Genomic DNA, 16636 nt, shown 5'->3' with positions numbered 1-16636 from the left:
CCCTCGTCGTGGCCTGCCGCCGCTTCGGGTGCCTGTCGTCCTGGCCACCGATGGCCCTGGTATCAGCCGCACCGACATCAGCCGTGAGCATCAGTACGCCGCTGAAGCCTACGACCTGTCCTACCCCGAGCTGAAAAACCTCGCCCGTGCCTCCCTGGAGTACGCATTCCTCCCCGGCAAGAGCCTCTGACACGGCCCCCACCCGGCAGGGCTACCGCCTCACCGACACCTGCGACACCGCACAGCCGGGCCTCACGAAACCCGCCGCATCGCGCCAGCGCCTGCTGGACAGCAGCCCGAAGGCGTCGGCACAGTGGCGCCAGGAGGTGGCCTTTCGCCACTTCGAAAGCCAGGCCGGCGCCGAGAGCTGACCCATGCGGCGACCGTCAGCCGCCCAGCGCAGGCCCGCCTCGGGTTGGCGGCGGTACCCAACCCGGCCCGGCCGGTGCCCGCCAGCTCACCGACTCTCTCGTCCATCAACCTGCTGTGCTTCGCCAGTTGCTGCGACCAGATGGGCAATCCACCCCCGGCACCGTCCAGCGACCGCATACAGTTGCCGCACCATGCCCGATCTCCTCGGAATCAACCATCTGACTCTGTCCACGGCCGACCTCGACCGGCTCGTCGCCTTCTACACGGAAGTGCTCGGAGCGCCACTCGCGTTCGAGCGCGCGGCAACCGCTTCTGACCCACGGATTGCCGTCATCGATGTCGGTGGGAACGACCACCTGATGATCGTCGAAGCCGCTGCCGCCCCTGCCGCTGACCTCGACCCCCTGGGCCGAGCAGGATGGGGGCTCCGCGTGGGAACGTACGCGCAACTGCGTGAGGTTCGCGAGCGGATCTTGGCTTCCGGGTGGCCGGTCGGACAGATCGAGACACTGCCGACGCAGTGGACGATAACAGCCCGTGATCCCGATGGACGCCCTGTGGATGTGCGAGCCCATCGCCCTCGCACCGCACCGTCACCATCCCCGAACATTGGCTGACGGAGGGGCAGGCCATCCTCCGGGGGGTCCCTTGCTTGTCGGGCGGTTCCTTCATACCTCTCGGATGTGAGGGGCAGACGGCTGAGCACGTGAGTAGTTGGGGGGTAGCGTTTCGGATGGATGGTCATACGGCACGTCAGCAGAGCATCGAGTCGCGGCAGATAGACGACGCCTGGCAGCGTAGCGAGTCCTGGCTTGGCGGAGATCGAGAGGCTGCAGGAGTCTTTGGGTGTGCGGCTGCCCGTCGGGCTGAGGGCGTTGTGGAGCCGACGGGCGGGTGTGGGACCGGATCCGATGCCTGGATTCATGCCGGGGGAGTGTGTGCTGATGCCGTTCGATGTCGTGCGCCGCACGTATGAGTCGAAGATGCGTCTGCGGCAGGGCGACGAAGAGGCACAGCGTCGGACGGGCGGCACAGAGGAGATCACGGTGTGGCGTCCCTCGTGGATCCCCTTTGCTTCGATCGGTGCGGATGCTGTGGCCAGGCTGTGCGTGGACGCGGAGACCGGCCGGATCAGGTACTGGTGTGAGTATGCGGAGCGCAGCGTGCAGTTCGAGTCGCTGACGGACTTCATGGAGGAGGTGGCTGACGTCCTCGAAGTTCCGTTGCTCGCCGCAGAGGCGGGGGTCGGTCTGATGCACGGGTTCCTGGTGTGGGGGATGCCGCAGGATGCGGCCGAACGAGCAGCGTGGGAGCCGTTGGCCGGGTGAGGCGTGCGGGGTGAGTGTTCGCCCTCACCCCGCACGTCCCGCAGATCCAGTCGGTCTTCTTCCACGCACCGGTGCTGCTGCTGGTGGTGGTGCGGCCCGATACCAGGAGGCCGCCATCCCACCTGCCTGGCCGGGCCTGCGGTCCGCAGTCCCCAGTCCGCGAGCCGCCGTCCGCGAGCCATGGCTACGCAGCGGTGCTCACGCTCAGCTGTGGGACTGCATGTGGAGGGCCTGCGCCATGGAGGAGGACCCGTCCGTGACGAAGGAACGGATCTGCGCCAGGTAGGCGTCGCGGTCGATACGGCCGTCACCGTCCTCGTCCAACGCGTCGAAGGCCGCACGGGCGTTGTCGACGGGGTTGCCCAGGGCGTGGCGCAGTGCGGTGAACTCCGCTCGGTCGAGGTGCCCGTCGTTGTCGGTGTCGGCCAGGTCGAACAGCGATCCCAGAGCCGGCCTGCACACCTCGTCGAAGGACTGGCCGCCCGCCCATGCCTCGTACTCCGCGAAGGTCACCCGTCCGTCCTGGTCGGCGTCCATCGACGCGAACACCTGCTCGTGCGTGGTGCGCGCCACGGACAGCAGCGGGTCATCGCCGGACCGGCCCACTGCCTGCGCCGCGCGCTCGGGCCGGGTGAGATATTCCTGGCGGGAGATGACCCCGTCGCCGTCGACGTCCAGCATCGAGAAGATGTGCCGCTTGGCCGTGGTGGTGTCCACTCGAACCCTCGTTCCTGCGCGAAGCCGAAGAAGCGGCGGACACCGCTCCCACCCGTGGAAACGATCACCTGCGGCACCAGGTCACCGTACTCCGAGCGGAAGCAGACGCGGGCCCCGTCCCAGCTCCTGGTGGCGGGTGACCTCGGGCGGACATGACGGCCTGGGCCGTGCGCTCGGTGAGCCGGCAGGGTGCGGCCACCTGCCGCAGTTGCACCGGGGGCTCACGGGCGGTGGTGTCGGCGTACTCGCGGGTGCATCCCAGCCAGACGAGCGGATCATCGTGCTTCGGGCGGACCCACGCCACCCGCAAGGTTGCTTGTCGGCGCCTGCGGTATGTCGCCCGGCGATCCAGAGGCCCCGCGCGGATACTGTTCTGACCCGCCGCCGCCTACGCCTGAGAGCCCACCCCGTGATGGTCCCCCTTCCGCCCGGGCATGAGCCGGCACGGTCGCGTCTGGAGCTGCGGGCCGTGCGGGAGTTGTTGGAGGCCCAGTACGAGCGCGTGCGGGCCTACGCCGAACAGCACACTCCGGGACCGGCCCCATCTCCTGTTCCGCCCGTGCCACAGGATCTCCCGGCGTCGCCGTCAGGGCACGACCTCCTTGAGGCCATGCCGATCCCGGCGCTCCTGATCGCCCCCGTTCGCCACCACGAAGGGGGCATCAGAGACTTCGTGCACCTGGGCCACAACGCTGCCGCACGCGCCCACCCGGGCGAGGGGCAGTCCGCGAGCAGCAGTCTGTCCGCGTGGAGTGGTCCGGCGTCGTTGTTCGACCGGTTTCCCGCTCTGGCAGGCACCGCGCTGCCCGGAATGCTGGAGCGTGCCTGCCACGACGGGGTCACTCAGGGGCCCGAGAGCATCGCGTGGTTCCGCAGTACCCCAGGCGGCCCCGCGCGGTCCAACATCTTGATGCGAGTCATCCCGTGCGGGCGGCATCTGCTGATCACCTGGGAGCACGGAGATCCCTTGCGTATGGCCCTGGCGGCGCAGAGGCTGGTCAAGACGTGCTGGGCCGAGTGGAACCTCGGTGACTCCGGCATTCAGCCCTCGCTCGGCTTTCGCGACGTACTCGGTCTGGAGGAGACCACGCCGCTGCCCAGTCTGTTCGATCTGGCCACTCTCGTCACCCGGGACAGCGTCAGCGCGCTGTACCAGCTGTTGTACGACGTCATCCTGCGCAAGCACACGGCCGAGTGTGAACTGCTCCTGCACACCGGCACCGGCACGGGGGCTGACCGGGTGATCCGGATGGTCGCCGAGCCCGAGCAGGTCGCGCCCGGCGCCCTGGTGTGGGCCGTTCGCGCGGTGCTCATCGACGTCACCTCGCAGTGGCACCGCCGCGCGGCCACCGAACACGCCGAGCGCGAGGCACGACAGCAACGCCGGCGCGCCGAGACGGTCGCCGAGGTCGCCGACGTACTGCGTGAGGCGGTGCTCCCCCACTTCCAGGGCGAGTTGACCTCCTCCGGGCTCGAAGCCGCCGTCGTGTACCGGCCCGACGCCACCGAGGCCGGAGTGGGAGGTGACTGGTACAAGGCCCGCAGGCTGCCGGACGACAGGCTCCTCGTCGCCGTGGGGGACGCCCGCGGCCACGGCCTGGAAGCCGCCACCCTGATGGCCAAGCTCCGCTACGCCCTGGCCGGGCTGGCCTACACCGAACAGCCCGTCGAGCAGCTCACGCAGTGGCTCAACGAAGTGGCCTGCGACGACGGCGTCGAATCGACAGCCACCTCGATCATCGCCCGTTACCATCCCGAACGCGCCCTGCTGCGCTGGACCTGCGCCGGTCACCCGTGTCCCGTGCTGCTGCGCCGCGGCCGGGCCACCCAACTGCCCGCCCCGCCCGGCGGGCCCGGGCCCGCGCTGGGGGTCCTGCCCCACATCGACTACACCGCCGCCGAAACACCGCTCGTACCGGGCGACATCGTGCTGCTCTACTCCGACGGTCTGGTCGAACGCCGTGACAGCGACCCCGACCAGGACACCGCCCGCCTTCTCGAAGCGGTCGAAGTCGTCTGCGCGGAAGGAGCCCCCGCACCGGGCCACGACGCGCTCCAAGCCTTCACCCAACGCGTCGTACACCTCCTCGACGGTCCTCACCGCTCCGACGACGCCACCCTCCTCACCCTCCGCCGCATCACGGCCCGGCACTCGACGTGACACGATCTCCACGAGGCCGGCCAACGGCGGCCGGAACACCGCCGTGCCGGGCTCCTCGCCGGGCTTCGCACGCCGAGCCGCAGGGCCGGTGGATGTCGCGACGGCCGCCGGCGCCCGGTCACGCGTCCGGATGCTTGATGCTCTCGATGATCCGGGCGAACCCCTCCTCCCCGTGGCCGGCGTCCACCTGGCGCTGGATGAGCCGCTGGACCATCGCGATCGGCTCGGCGCTCACTCCCTGCTCGGCGCTCGCCTCGATGAACAACCCGAGGTTGGAGAACTCCAGGCTCTGCTGCCCCGGGACCGTGTAGTCCCCGCCATCGATGACCTCGGCGAACCGCGCGAGTTCGCCGGTCATCGCGGTCAGCCACGGCTCGGCCATCTTCGCGAACCGGCCCGCGGACACCCCGGCCGGCGCGAGCAGGGCCGCACCGTGCATGAACCCCGCGAACATCACGTACATCGACGAGAGCAGCGCGAAGTCGTACAGGGACGCCAGCCCGGCGTCCTCGCCGTAGTAGGTACTGGTCGCCCACAGGTCGAGCAGCGCCGCGTGCTCACGGAACACCTCTTCCGAGCCGCTGTACAGGATCGATGCCCCCGGCTGCCCGATCATGGACGGCACCGCCATGATGCCGCCGTCCAGGTAAGCGATCCCGGCCTCGGCGGCCCAGGCGGCGAGCTGTCGTGCCTGCTCGGGCTTGGTCGTGGTCAGGTTGATCAGCGTCCGTCCGGCCAGGTCGCCGACGAGCGGGTCGAGCACCTCGTGCACCGAGTCGTGGTCGAAGAGGCAGGCAATCACCAACCGGCTCGCCCGAACCGCCTCGGCAGCCGAGGCGGCCTCCGTCGCGCCCTGCTCGACGAGCGTGTCGGCCTTCCCCTCGGAGCGGTTCCACACCGTGGTCCGCAGACCGGCCTTCACCAGTGCCTCGGCGAGCGCGCTGCCCATCGCGCCGAGTCCGAGGACGCTCATGTGGGTGTGGTGGTTCTCCGTCATGTCATTCCTCCGTCAAATCTTTGTCGAGCCCATGGACCGCATTGAGCCCGCTGATCCCATCGAGCCCGCTGAGCCCGTCGGGACCGTTGGTCCCGTCGAGTTCGTGGATGGCTCAATCCTGTGCGGAGTCAGTAGGGTTGACCAGTACGGACTATTTAGTGCGGTACTCACCCGGAGGTGAGCACCTCGGGCGACGCGGAGGCTCGCATGGCGACATCGGCACGACAGGGCCCCTATTTCTGCGGTATCGACGCGGCGATGGACGTCGTCTCCGGCAAGTGGAAGTCCCTGATCCTCTGGGAGCTCCATGAGCACGGAACGCGCCGCTTCGCGGAACTGCGGCGCGGCCTTCCGGGTGTCAGCGAGAAGATGCTCGTCCAGCACCTGCGGGAGATGGAGGAGGACGGCCTCGTGGACCGCGAGGTGTACCCGGTGGTGCCTCCGAAGGTCGAATACTCCCTGACGGAGCACGGCGTCTCCCTCAACGCCGCGCTGGAATCCCTGGCGGTGTGGGGGCGGGAACGAATCGAACGGATCGGCGCGGACAAGATCACCGTCGAAGTCGCCTAGGTTCGGCCCCTGCCGGGCCTTCGCCGCCCTCGCGCCGCGCGCACGCCTCACCGTGCGGGGAGGTGCCCGCTTCGTACCCCCGCAGCTCGGCAGGGTCGACGCCGCCCTCGGCCTCCCCCTGCAGGGGCGCTCTCCGCAACCGCGCCGCCCGGCGTGCACGCGCTCGCGCCGTCCACCTCGACGGACTCGGTCGTGAGTGGATGCCGCAGGATCCGGCGCAGACGGCTCGTACGCTGCCAGGTTTCTGGAACAGCCTTCAGCAGACCGGCGTCGCAGCAGTTCCTTGCGTCGCCCCGGCGAGGCTCACGAAAGACGTCGTGTCCGGGCGCGCGGGCAGGACCAAGTGCTCTCCGCCGTACGGCGAACCCTTGTGCCCTTTTGACCTGAGCCGGACGGGTCGTAGGATCAGCGGGTCATCGCCGCGACGGGAGACAGGAAGCCGGTGCGAATCCGGCACGGTCCCGCCACTGTGACCGGGGAGTGCGTTCTCAACACGCCACTGCGCACCGCGCGCGAAGGCCGAGGGAGGACAGTCGATCCGGGAGTCAGGACACTGGCCTGTCGCGGGCCCGTTCCGAGGAGCGCGGACTCCCCAGGAGGCTTTACGTGTACGACCGTCCCCCGCTGTTCTCCCCTGCCCGCAGGCGGCTCGCCCTGCGTGCGACGGCTGCGGCCGTCGCCCTGTCGGCGGCCCTGCTGGCCGCCGGCTGCGGATCGTCGCAGGACACCGCCCAGAACGCGAAGTCCACGGCCTCGTCGGCCGCCGGTTTCCCCGTCACCATCGACAACTGCGGGGTGAAGACGACGTACGACAAGCCGCCCGCCCGCGTCGTCACCATCCACCAGCACCCGGCGGAACTGATGCTCGCCCTCGGCCTGAAGGACCGCATGGTCGGCACCGCCTTCCCCGACTCCGCGGTCCTGCCGAAGCTGAGGAAGAGCTACGAGGCGATCCCCGAACTGGCCAAGAAGGAGCCGTCGTTCGAAACAGTCCTGGAGGCCGAGCCGGACCTGGTCTACGGAGGCTACGGCAGTGCCTTCGCCAAGAACGAAGGCCGCTCCCGCGAGGCGTTCGCCGACGCCGGCATCGACACCCACCTCAACCGCGAATACTGCGGGAAGAAGCGAGTGACGATGAAGGACACCTACGACGAGATCCGCACCATCGGCCGGATCTTCGGTGTCTCGGACCGCGCGGACGAACTCGTGGCCGATCTGCGCAGACGGGTCGGCAAAGCCACCTCCGCCGTCAAGGGTGAGCCCTCGGTGCCCGTCTTCGTCTACGACAGCGGCGACAAGGCCGCGTTCACCGCGGGCGGCATGAGCCTGGGTACCGAGCTGATCCAACTGGCCGGCGGACGCAACGTCTTCGCCGACCTCGACGACGTCTTCGGCGACGTCTCCTGGGAGCAGGTCGTCGAGCGCAAGCCGGAAGTCATCGCCATCTACGACTACGCCGGCGCCGGCAGCGTCGAGCAGAAGAAGAAGTTCCTGCTCTCCCAGCCCGCTCTCAAGGACGTGCCCGCCATCAAGAACAAGCGTTTCGTCGTCCTGCCGCTGACCGCCACCCTGGTCGGCATCCGCCCGGCCTACGCGGTCGAGGGCCTGGCCCGCCACATCCACCCCGAGAGCTTCGCGTGACGGCCCCGGTCGACGAGACCGGCACCGAACAGGCCGTACGAGGCCGACAGCAGAGCGACAGGCGGACGGGGCCCGCCAACCTCGCCGTCACACTGGTCGTCCTGACCGTCCTGCTGGTGGTTTCCGCCACCATGGGCCTGGCCATCGGCTCCGTCCAGGTGCCGCCCGGGCAGGTGTGGGGCATCCTGACGCACGCGCTAGGGGCCGACTGGTCGACGCCCGACTGGTCCGGGGCACGGGAGACCATCGTGCTCGACATCCGGGCGCCCCGGGTGCTGCTCGGCGCGGTGGCCGGCGCCGGGCTCGCCGTGGTGGGCACCGCCTTGCAGGCCCTTATCCGCAATCCGCTCGCGGAGCCCTACCTGCTCGGCGTCTCCTCCGGGGCATCCCTGGGCGCCGTCGTGGTGATCGTGTTGGGGGTGACCTGGTTCGGGCCGGTGTCGCTGTCGGTCGCCGCGTTCGCGGGAGCGCTCGGCGCGCTGCTCCTCGTCTACGCCACCGCCCGCACCGGCGGCCGGATCACCTCGACGCGGCTGGTCCTGTCCGGCGTGGCCATCGCCGCGGTGCTCACCGCCGTGCTGCACCTGCTCCTGCTCACCACCGACCGGGGCAACGAGGCCCGCGCGGTCCTCGCCTGGACACTCGGCGGCCTCGGCGGCGTCAGCTGGAGCACCCTGTGGCTGCCCAGCGCCGCCCTGCTCCTGGGCATCGGCATCCTCATGGCGCAGGCCCGCAACCTGAACCTGCTGCTCGCCGGCGAGGAAGCCGCGACCACGATGGGGCTGGACGTGGCCCGCTTCCGCGCCCGCATGTTCGTGCTCCTCTCCCTCGTCACCGGCATCCTCGTGGCCGCGTGCGGACCGATCGGCTTCGTCGGCCTGATGCTGCCGCACATCGTCCGCCTCGCCGTCGGCGGTGACCACCGCCGCGTCCTGCCGACAGCCGCACTCGGCGGCGCGGTCTTCCTCATCTGGGCCGACATCGCCGCACGCGTGGTCGCCGCGCCCACGGAGATACCCGTCGGCGTGCTCACCGCGCTGTGCGGCGGCCCGTTCTTCCTGTGGCTGATGCGCCGCGACGCCCGGCGGGCCACCGACCGAGGAGGATCATGACCGCGGCCGAACTCGACATCGACGGAGTCACCCTCACCGCCGGCGCGCACCGCCTGGTCGAGGACGTCTCCCTGACCGCCCGCCCCGGCGAGCTCATCGGCCTCGTCGGACCGAACGGCAGCGGCAAGTCCAGCTTGCTGCGCGCCGTCTACCGCGTCCTGCGCCCCGCGACGGGACAGGTCAGTGTCGACGGCGCCGACGCCTGGTCGCTGCCGGTGCGGCGACTCGCCCGGACCGTGGCGGCGGTGGTGCAAGAATCGAGCGCCGAGTTCGACCTCACGGTGCGCGAGGTCGTCGCGATGGGCCGCACCCCGCACAAACGGCTGCTCGACGGGGACACCTCCGAAGACGCCGACCTGATCCGGTCGGCGCTCGCCGCGGTGGACGCCACCGACCTGGCCCGCCGCCCCTTCGACCAGCTCTCCGGCGGCGAACGCCAACGCGTGCTCATCGCCCGCGCCCTCGCCCAGCAGCCGTCCCTCCTGGTCCTTGACGAACCGACCAATCACCTCGACATACGCCACCAGTTGGAGGTCCTCGGCGCCCTGCGGCGGCTGCCCGCGACGGTCCTGGTGGCCCTGCACGACCTGAACCTCGCCGCGTACTACTGCGACCGCCTCTACGTGCTGTGCGACGGAAAGGTCAGCGCCTCGGGCCCGCCCGCCGACATCCTCACGCCCCACCTCCTGGCCGAGGTATACGGCGTGCTGAGCGAGGTCACCATCCATCCACGCACGGGCGCGCCCCAGGTGACCTTCCTCCCGCAGTGATCGGCACCCCGGGCCGGCGCCGGATCGTCACGTGTCGGAGAGCGGGTGGGGAGACGACGTGCGTCCTGGGCGGCCCGGCGTGGCTGCCGAGCATGCGGTCCCGGGGGCCCATCGCGGCAGGCGTCACACCACGTCGGCCGCCGTCTCCTGGACGGAGCGGCACGGAGCGCCGCTTCGACCCGGCGGTTGCTGGTCATGGATGCCGTGACGGCCGTCATCGCCAGGAGGAGTGCGGCGGCGTAGAGCGGGGTGCGGATGTCGTACGTGGTGGCAAGCCAGCCGCCGAGGAAGGCCCCGACGGGGGCGGCGCACATGGCCAGCATGCGGGAGGTGGAGGCGACCCGGCCCATGAGGCGGGCCGGGACGATCGCCTGCCGGAGGGAGGGCCCGAGTACCATCGTGGCGCCCATCCCGGCCCCGCAGACGGCGAGCGACAGCCCGGCCGCGTACGGGTTCGGGGCAGCGGCCAGGCCCAGAATGGCGAGCCCTTCGACGGCGGCTGTGCAGGTCAGTGCGGTGCCGATGCCGAGTCGTCGGCCGAGGCTGGAGGCGATGCCCGCACCGAGCAGACCGCCGACGGCCTCGGCCGTGAGGAGCGGGCCGAAGCCATAGGTGTGGATGCCGAGGCGGTCGTGCGCGAAGAGGGCGAGAACGGTCTCCATGGCGAGGAAGGCGATGTTCCCGACCGCCGGGCGGAGCGCCAGCCCGAGCAGCAGCCGGTCCCGGAAGACGTGGGCGGCCCCGGCCCGCGCCTGCCGGAGCAGCGACTCACGTGCCTCTGGCGCGGGCCGAGGGGCTTTCGGCGGACGTCCAAAAAGTGCCGTCCGGCCCGGGAGTGCCGGGCTGCGCGTCGTTCTTGGCTCCGCGCGCTCCCGGATCCGCTCTGGGGACTAGACCCGGCCTGCCCAGGCAGCCCGGACTCACCGGGACAGACCAGCCGTACCCAGACGGGCCCAGCCAGGCCCCGACAGTCCCCAGACGGTCTCGGACGGGATCTGACCGTTCCGGAAGGACCAGGCAGGCGCTCACGCGGCGGGGAACCGCAGGAACAACGCGGCAGGCACAACCACAGGTGAAGCGGCTGAGCTCCTGGCGGGTGGCTCGTTCCCGTATCCGCACCGTCGTGTCGTCACTGGCACTCGCGAGCCATGTGCCGTCGGCTGCGATCGCCACCCACCTCACCTTGCCGGTATGGCCGGTGAGGCAAGCGGTCACCCGCTCGCTGGCGGGTCCCCGACGCCTCCCTTCGCGCTACGTCGCGCTGATCGTGCGCCGTTGGCTGCCCGGCTCGGTCCGCGCATAACGTCGTTGTGGCGCGGGGCGCTTACCGAGGAACCAGAGGGCCTGTTCGTCGCGCTGCTTCGGGCTGTATCGGACAGCAACGGACAGCAACGGACAGACGCTGGGGCTTGGCGGGCGTGGCTGCGGCGAGTCGGGTCACGGTACCGGCGAGGCGGGCCCGGCCTTGGCCAGGCTTCGCGAAACAGTGCCGCTCCGCTGACGTCAACGGTTGTGGCTCGTGGGGTTCTCTCGTTCCTCAACAGCGCGGCCGATGAGTTTGCGGCTCCCGGCCGGTCCACACTCATGACACGCCAGGAAACGCCAGGAACTCATGACACCCCAGGAAGGGACACCACCATGTCGGAGCTTCTCATCGACTTCATCACCTCCCTCGACGGTTACGCGTCGGGAGAGGGGTGGCCCGGGTTCTGGGGCCTGGAAGGCCCGGAGTACCTCGCGTGGCTCGGCGAGCAGCCCGAGGCCACCTACCTGATGGGAGCGAACACCTACCGCCTGATGTCGGGCTTCGCCGCAGGCGAGGTCCCGAGTGGCCAAGACGAGTTCAGGCCCGAGGAAGAGGCGTCCGTCGACGAGCTCACGCAAGCGTCCAAGGTGGTGTTCTCGTCCTCCCTCAAGGAGCCACTGACGTGGGCCAACTCCACGCTCGTCCGCGACGACGCCGTCGAGGCGGTCCGCGCCATGAAGTCGAGTGGCTCGGGGCTCCTCAGCACGATCGGCAGCCTCAGCCTGTGCCGGTCCCTGCTGCGAGCCGGACTCGTCGACCGCTTCCGGGTCGTGATGTTCCCGGTGATCACCGGGGCCACGGGCGAGGAACGCATCTACGACGGCTACCCGGACGTTGCCCTGGAGATGATCGACCACCGCACCTTCGACGGCCGCATCCAGTTGGTCGAGTACAAGCCCCGCGTGCTCGAGCACCCGCCGCTCGGCGGCCCTGCGTGACCTCGCTCCGCCCGCGCCGGTCCGGACGGCCGCCACGCCTGCGCCGGCAGCCCTGCACCGGCGGGCACGGAGCAACACCCGCGAAGTCTTCGGCTGCCGCCTCCCTCGTCCGCCTTCCCACAGAAGGCGGACGAGGAGGAGTCGATCTGACCGACCCGGCCGATGCCGTGGTACCGAACGATCTTTGGCAGCCGGACCCTAGGCGTCCTGCGGGTACCAGCGCAGCTCGATCGTGTTGCCGTCCGGGTCCCGCACGTAGAGGGAGAGCGCGGTGCCCCGCGCGCCGAAGCGCTTGCCCGGGCCGTCCACCACCGTGAAGACGCCGGAGTCGATGACCTCCTGCCAGTCGAGCGGCTCGACCACCAGGCAGATGTGGTCGACGTTGGTGCCCGCCGACTGGTCCTCGGGGCCCGTGATGAGGTCGATGATCGTGGTGGGGCTGACCCGCACGGACGGGAAGGGGACCTTGCCGGCCCGCCACTCCTCCACCCGCACGGGCTCAAGGCCCAGCGGGCCGGTGTAGAAGGCGAGCGAGCGCTCGACGTCGGCGACGTTCAGGACGAGGTGGTCGAAGGCGATCACGCGCATGGGGGACTCCGTGGGTGCGGGGCGTCTGCGACGCCGGGTGGCTTCGGGCCGGTGAGTTCAGCATCGCCGAGCCGCCATCGATCGGTCCAACACATGCTTGTCATGCGATCCATCGTGTTTCACGATGGATCGATGGATCTTCAGCAGATGCGGTATGTCGTCGCGGTGGCGGAAACCGCGAGCTTCACCCGTGCCGCCGAGCGGTGTCACGTCGTCCAGTCCGCGCTCAGCCATCAAGTGGCCCGGCTGGAGAAGGATCTGGGCGCGAGGCTCTTCGAACGCACCAGCCGCCGGGTACGGCTGACCGTCGCCGGGGAGGCGTTCCTGCCCGCCGCCCGCCAGGCCCTGGAGGCGGCCGAGCGGGCGCGGGCGGAGGTGGCGGCGGCCACGGGTGAGATCCGGGGCCGGCTGACCGTCGGGACGATTCCCACGGTGGCGGCCGTCGACCTTCCGACGGTGCTGCGCGACTACCGCCGGCGCTATCCGCAGGTGCGGATCAGCCTGCGGACCGCCGCCAGCGAACGCCTCATCGAGCAGGTGCGCGACGGCGCGCTGGACGCCGCGTTCCTCGGGGTGCAGCCCGGCTACCGGCCGCAGGGCGTCAACGACCGGCAGCTCGCCCACGGCGAGCACGTCGCCGTGGTCGCGCCGGACCACCCGTTGGCCGGGGAGCGTGAGGTGGGCCTGCCCCGCCTGGCCGAGGAGGTGTTCGTGGACTTCGCGGCAGGCACCGCCGCCCGCGCCCAGTCCGACGACGCGTTCACCGCGGCCGGGCTGCGGCGCGAGGTCGCCTTCGAGGCCGGCGTCGAGCTCATGGCCCGGCTGATCCGTCTGGGCCTCGGCATCGCGCTGCTGCCCTCGGCGTTCGCCGCCGGACTGCACGGCTTGCGGTGCGTGCCGGTCGTCGACGGTCCGGTACGGGTCGAGCGCCTCATCTGGAGCCGTTTCACCCCCTCCCCAGCGGCCGCGGCGTTCCTCGCCCTGCTGGACGTTCCCGAGGTGGACGGTCAGGCACTGTCCGGCACCTAGCCGCACGCGGTGGCCATCTCCTCGGCTCCCCGACAGCCAGGCGTCCGAGCCGTCGGCTCGGAGAGCCGCGGGCGGGACGGTCCAGCCGCTGGCAATGGCCGCGACCCGTGACCCGTGCCTCGTGACCCGACCTCTTGACCTCATGCGCGCTTGAGGCCCGAGACTCGGCTCACAACCGCGGCCAGGGAGTACGACGTTGAGCGACAACAAGATCGTCCTTGTCCTTGGAGCCACCGGGAACCAGGGCGGCGCCGCGGCTCGCGCACTGCTCTCGCGTGGCTGGACCGTGCACGCGTTCGTGCGCAACCCCGGCAGGCCGGAGGCCCGGGCGCTCAAGGAGCAGGGCGCCGTCCTCGTCCAAGGCGACCAGAACGACGTCGAGTGCCTGCGTCGCACCACCGTCGGCGTGCACGGCGTGTTCAGCGTGCAGGCGCTCGGGTACGAACCGGAGACACTCGCCGCCGAGGTGCGCCAAGGCAAGGCGGTCGCCGACGTCGCCAAGGAGAACGGCGTCGCGCACCTCGTCCACAGCTCCGTCGACGGCTGTGAGCGCGGCTCCGGCATCGACCACTTCGAGACCAAGGCCGATATCGAGCAGCACGTTCTGGCGCTCGGTATACCCGCCACCATCCTGCGGCCGGTGTTCTTCATGAACAACCTGCTCCACTTCGCCGGGGCCGACGGGGAGCGCGTGCTGCAACTGCCGGTGCGACCCGAGCGGCCCATGCAGTTCATCGCCTCCGACGACATCGGTCACTTCGCCGGCGAGGCCTTCGACGATCCGGAGAAGTACATCGGCCGGCAGATCGCGCTCGCCGGTGACGAGATCACCTTCACCGAGGTCGCCGCGCTCTACGAGCGGCTCACCGGCACGCCGACCCGCCTCGATCCGCAGCCCATCGAGGACCGCATGTTCGAGTGGTTCGCCGAGGAGGGCTACCGGGCGGACATCCCGGCACTGCGCGAGGAGCACCCGGGCCTGCTGACCCTGGAACGGTTCCTGTCCCAACGGCTGGCCACCTCCTGACCCGCCCCGCGCCTGTGGAGCGCCCGGCGAGTTCGCAGGGCGCTCACAGTGGATGCTCATCCTCTCGGCTGCTCCTTCCGGAGCTCTGCCGCCCAGGTCATGAACATCGAACCGCGTCGCTCTGTACCCGTGCGACCGACCCACGGAAGACTGGCTCCATGCGGAAACTGATCTACGGCATGAACCTGAGCCTGGACGGCTACATCGCCGCGCCCGGCGACGACATCGGCTGGAGCGTGCCGAGCGGCGAGCTGTTCCAGTTCTGGTCCGACCAGTTGCAGGCGACCGAGCTGACGCTGTACGGGCGCAAGCTGTGGCAGACGATGAGTTCCTACTGGCCGACCGGCGACCAGCAGCCCGACGCCACCCCGGCGGAGATCGAGTTCGCGCGTCGCTGGCGGGACATGTCGAAGGTGGTGTTCTCCTCGACGATCGACGAGGTCGACTGGAACACCCGCCTGGTCACCGGCGACGCGGTCGCCGAGATCACCCGGCTCAAGGCCGAGGACGGCGGCCCGATGGACATCGGCGGCGCGACACTCGCCGGGGCGGCCATGCGGGCCGGGCTGATCGACGAGTATGTGCTGGCCACCGCGCCGGTCCTGGTGGGCGGCGGCACGCCGTTCTTCACCGCGCTGGACAGCTGGGTGAACCTGAACCTGGTGGAGACGCGGACGTTCCCCTGCGGTGTGACCCTGGCCAGATACGAGACGAGGCGCTGAACCCCCGCCCCCCGGGGGCCGTAGCGGCGCTTCGGCATGGTCGACCGACAGCGGGGTCCGCCTGAAGTGTTCTAGATGGTGCTTTGCGACGGTTCCCAGACCGAGCAGTCGTGGGCGAAGAGAACACGTCGTGGGTCGAAGTCGGCGAGTCGGTCCAGCCAGTGCCGGTAGGTGGGGAGGGGCTGTTCCACGCCGTGCAGTGCGGCTTGGCGGGCCAGTTGGTCGGATGCGAAGTGGGAGGCGAAGTCGTGTGCCTGACCGGCGAGGACCACGGTGCCGTCGGTTTGCCGGAGGACCAGTGACTGATGCCCTTGGGTGTGCCCCGGTGTCGGAATCATCCAGACGCCCGGCCAGACCTCGGCCTCACCGGTGAGTTCCTCGTAGGACGCGTCGGGGAAGTCGATGAGTTCGTCGAAGGTGTAGTCGCCGTTGCGGGCAGTGGCCAGCTCGACGTCCTGGACCAGGATGGGCTTGCCGCCCAGGAGAGGGTTCCCGCCGCAGTGGTCGAAATGAAGGTGGCAGTTCGCGACGAGTGAGATGTCGTCAAGGGCGACCCCGGCCGCGGACAGGGCATCCCGCAGAGCCCGACGGCGGGGACGGTAGTGCGCTTCGGTCTCGGGGTCCCCCTTGCCGATGCCGGTGTCGAGGAGGATCAGGCCGTGCTCGTGTCGCACCAGGTAGGCGAGCGCCGGTTCGACCCGTGGCTGCGGCCCGCCGGTCTCCGATGCGGGACGAACGAAGTACCCGAGATCGAGCCGGCGCACCGGCATGTTCATCCCCATGCGGCCAGCCTGGCAGATTCTGGTGTGTCCCGGTCGCCGAGTCTGCCGAGAGCAGAGCCACCACCGACGCCCTCCAGCAACGCGAAGCGTGTTCTTCACGTGCGGAGTCCAGCCTGCGGCGAGCCCGTGGCAGCGGCGCGAGGCCCGGGTGATGATGGCGCGGAGCCCGGTGCAGGTCTCGGTCCAGCCGCTGAAGCTCTCGTCCGAGGCGACCGCGACGACGGACAAGATCGCCCACGCGCGTACGTGCTGCGCGGTGGACGTTACGAGACCAGCGACGGACGCCGTGCGGCAGACGGAACCGGCTGGTCCTCGACGGTTCGCTCCGCCCCGTTGATCTCGGCCCAGACGGCGTCGAGAGACAAGCCGAGGGTGTCGGCGATCGCTGCGATGGTCGGGAAGGCGGGCGTGGCCACACGGCCGGATTCGATCTTCCGCAGGGTCTCCGGCGAGATGCGCGAAGCGAGCGCCACGTCCAGCATCGAGCGGCAGCCCCGGGCTCGGCGGAGCAGGGCGCCGAGGCGCTGTCCGCGTTCTACCTCGGCGGGAGTGAGTGGCAACCTGACCATGGACCCA

The 16636-nt window shown here is 70.2% G+C and carries 18 protein-coding genes, 1 pseudogene and 1 riboswitch; of the genes and pseudogenes, 12 read left to right on the top strand and 7 right to left on the bottom strand.

The genetic code is table 11. The features are described 5' to 3' along the window. Positions 1 to 28 precede the first annotated feature (28 nt). From DCW30_RS38150 to DCW30_RS35220, 3 genes are all read left to right on the top strand, one after another. A complete protein-coding gene (locus DCW30_RS38150) occupies positions 29 to 190 on the top strand; it encodes a hypothetical protein (protein ID WP_309032423.1) in 162 nt (53 codons plus the stop codon). A gap of 373 nt (positions 191 to 563) precedes the next feature. Beyond that, complete coding sequence (locus DCW30_RS35225; RefSeq protein WP_076688037.1) at positions 564 to 989, top strand: VOC family protein; 426 nt, start codon at positions 564 to 566, stop codon at positions 987 to 989. A 195-nt stretch (positions 990 to 1184) separates the two neighbouring features. Beyond that, a complete protein-coding gene (locus DCW30_RS35220) occupies positions 1185 to 1700 on the top strand; it encodes an SMI1/KNR4 family protein (protein WP_237283488.1) in 516 nt (171 codons plus the stop codon). 204 nt (positions 1701 to 1904) lie between these two features. Here DCW30_RS35220 and DCW30_RS35215 read toward each other — a convergent pair whose 3' ends face one another. Further along, positions 1905 to 2417 (bottom strand): EF-hand domain-containing protein, encoded by a 513-nt coding sequence (locus DCW30_RS35215; protein WP_076688034.1) that lies wholly within the window; start codon positions 2415 to 2417, stop codon positions 1905 to 1907. A 910-nt stretch (positions 2418 to 3327) separates the two neighbouring features. Between DCW30_RS35215 and DCW30_RS35210 the strand changes: the two genes are divergently transcribed. Next, entirely contained in the window at positions 3328 to 4578 is a 1251-nt protein-coding gene (locus tag DCW30_RS35210) for a PP2C family protein-serine/threonine phosphatase (protein ID WP_237283487.1), read from the top strand. Positions 4579 to 4696: 118 nt separating this feature from the next. Here DCW30_RS35210 and DCW30_RS35205 read toward each other — a convergent pair whose 3' ends face one another. Further along, positions 4697 to 5575, bottom strand: a complete 879-nt coding sequence (locus tag DCW30_RS35205; RefSeq protein WP_076688029.1) for an NAD(P)-dependent oxidoreductase — start codon at positions 5573 to 5575, stop codon at positions 4697 to 4699. 207 nt (positions 5576 to 5782) lie between these two features. On the opposite strand from DCW30_RS35205, the gene DCW30_RS35200 reads away from it, so the two are divergent. From DCW30_RS35200 to DCW30_RS35185, 4 genes are all read left to right on the top strand, one after another. Further along, the gene (locus DCW30_RS35200; RefSeq protein ID WP_076688023.1) at positions 5783 to 6145 is read left to right on the top strand and encodes a winged helix-turn-helix transcriptional regulator; all 363 of its coding nucleotides are present in this window, start codon (positions 5783 to 5785) and stop codon (positions 6143 to 6145) included. A gap of 377 nt (positions 6146 to 6522) precedes the next feature. After that, positions 6523 to 6721: riboswitch (cobalamin riboswitch) on the top strand. Positions 6722 to 6751: 30 nt separating this feature from the next. Next, positions 6752 to 7786: an ABC transporter substrate-binding protein gene (locus DCW30_RS35195; protein ID WP_076688021.1), complete on the top strand. Its 1035-nt coding sequence runs from the start codon at positions 6752 to 6754 to the stop codon at positions 7784 to 7786. Then, entirely contained in the window at positions 7783 to 8898 is a 1116-nt protein-coding gene (locus tag DCW30_RS35190; RefSeq protein ID WP_076688019.1) for a FecCD family ABC transporter permease, read from the top strand. The genes DCW30_RS35195 and DCW30_RS35190 overlap by 4 nt, the downstream gene beginning before the upstream one ends. Then, positions 8895 to 9668, top strand: coding sequence for an ABC transporter ATP-binding protein (locus tag DCW30_RS35185; protein WP_076688017.1), 774 nt, complete (start codon positions 8895 to 8897; stop codon positions 9666 to 9668). The genes DCW30_RS35190 and DCW30_RS35185 overlap by 4 nt, the downstream gene beginning before the upstream one ends. Before the next feature lie 155 nt (positions 9669 to 9823). Here DCW30_RS35185 and DCW30_RS35180 read toward each other — a convergent pair. Together DCW30_RS35180 and DCW30_RS37810 are read right to left on the bottom strand one after the other, a co-directional pair. After that, positions 9824 to 10471, bottom strand: a pseudogene (locus DCW30_RS35180) (MFS transporter); the annotation flags it as partial. After that, the gene (locus DCW30_RS37810; RefSeq protein WP_076688015.1) at positions 10437 to 10883 is read right to left on the bottom strand and encodes a hypothetical protein; all 447 of its coding nucleotides are present in this window, start codon (positions 10881 to 10883) and stop codon (positions 10437 to 10439) included. The gene DCW30_RS37810 and the pseudogene DCW30_RS35180, both read right to left, overlap by 35 nt. Before the next feature lie 423 nt (positions 10884 to 11306). On the opposite strand from DCW30_RS37810, the gene DCW30_RS35170 reads away from it, so the two are divergent. After that, complete coding sequence (locus tag DCW30_RS35170) at positions 11307 to 11912, top strand: dihydrofolate reductase family protein (protein WP_076688013.1); 606 nt, start codon at positions 11307 to 11309, stop codon at positions 11910 to 11912. A gap of 198 nt (positions 11913 to 12110) precedes the next feature. Here DCW30_RS35170 and DCW30_RS35165 read toward each other — a convergent pair whose 3' ends face one another. After that, complete coding sequence (locus DCW30_RS35165; protein WP_062770372.1) at positions 12111 to 12500, bottom strand: VOC family protein; 390 nt, start codon at positions 12498 to 12500, stop codon at positions 12111 to 12113. Positions 12501 to 12632: 132 nt separating this feature from the next. Between DCW30_RS35165 and DCW30_RS35160 the strand changes: the two genes are divergently transcribed. From DCW30_RS35160 to DCW30_RS35150, 3 genes are all read left to right on the top strand, one after another. Continuing rightward, on the top strand, positions 12633 to 13529 hold the full coding sequence (locus DCW30_RS35160) for a LysR family transcriptional regulator (RefSeq protein ID WP_079250274.1): 897 nt from the start codon (positions 12633 to 12635) through the stop codon (positions 13527 to 13529). 196 nt (positions 13530 to 13725) lie between these two features. Next, a complete protein-coding gene (locus tag DCW30_RS35155; protein ID WP_076688009.1) occupies positions 13726 to 14556 on the top strand; it encodes an NmrA/HSCARG family protein in 831 nt (276 codons plus the stop codon). Between the two features lie 158 nt (positions 14557 to 14714). Beyond that, the gene (locus DCW30_RS35150) at positions 14715 to 15278 is read left to right on the top strand and encodes a dihydrofolate reductase family protein (protein WP_076688006.1); all 564 of its coding nucleotides are present in this window, start codon (positions 14715 to 14717) and stop codon (positions 15276 to 15278) included. Between the two features lie 71 nt (positions 15279 to 15349). On the opposite strand, the gene DCW30_RS35145 is transcribed toward DCW30_RS35150, so the two are convergent. Then, entirely contained in the window at positions 15350 to 16060 is a 711-nt protein-coding gene (locus DCW30_RS35145) for an N-acyl homoserine lactonase family protein (protein ID WP_076688003.1), read from the bottom strand. 263 nt (positions 16061 to 16323) lie between these two features. Further along, entirely contained in the window at positions 16324 to 16629 is a 306-nt protein-coding gene (locus tag DCW30_RS35140; protein WP_062767974.1) for a helix-turn-helix domain-containing protein, read from the bottom strand. Positions 16630 to 16636 lie beyond the last annotated feature (7 nt).

The organism is Streptomyces alfalfae (assembly GCF_004127445.1).
GTDB lineage: Bacteria > Actinomycetota > Actinomycetes > Streptomycetales > Streptomycetaceae > Streptomyces > Streptomyces alfalfae.
The sequence above is the reverse complement of the archived record's forward strand: the minus strand, read 5'-3'. Positions and strand labels throughout refer to the sequence as shown.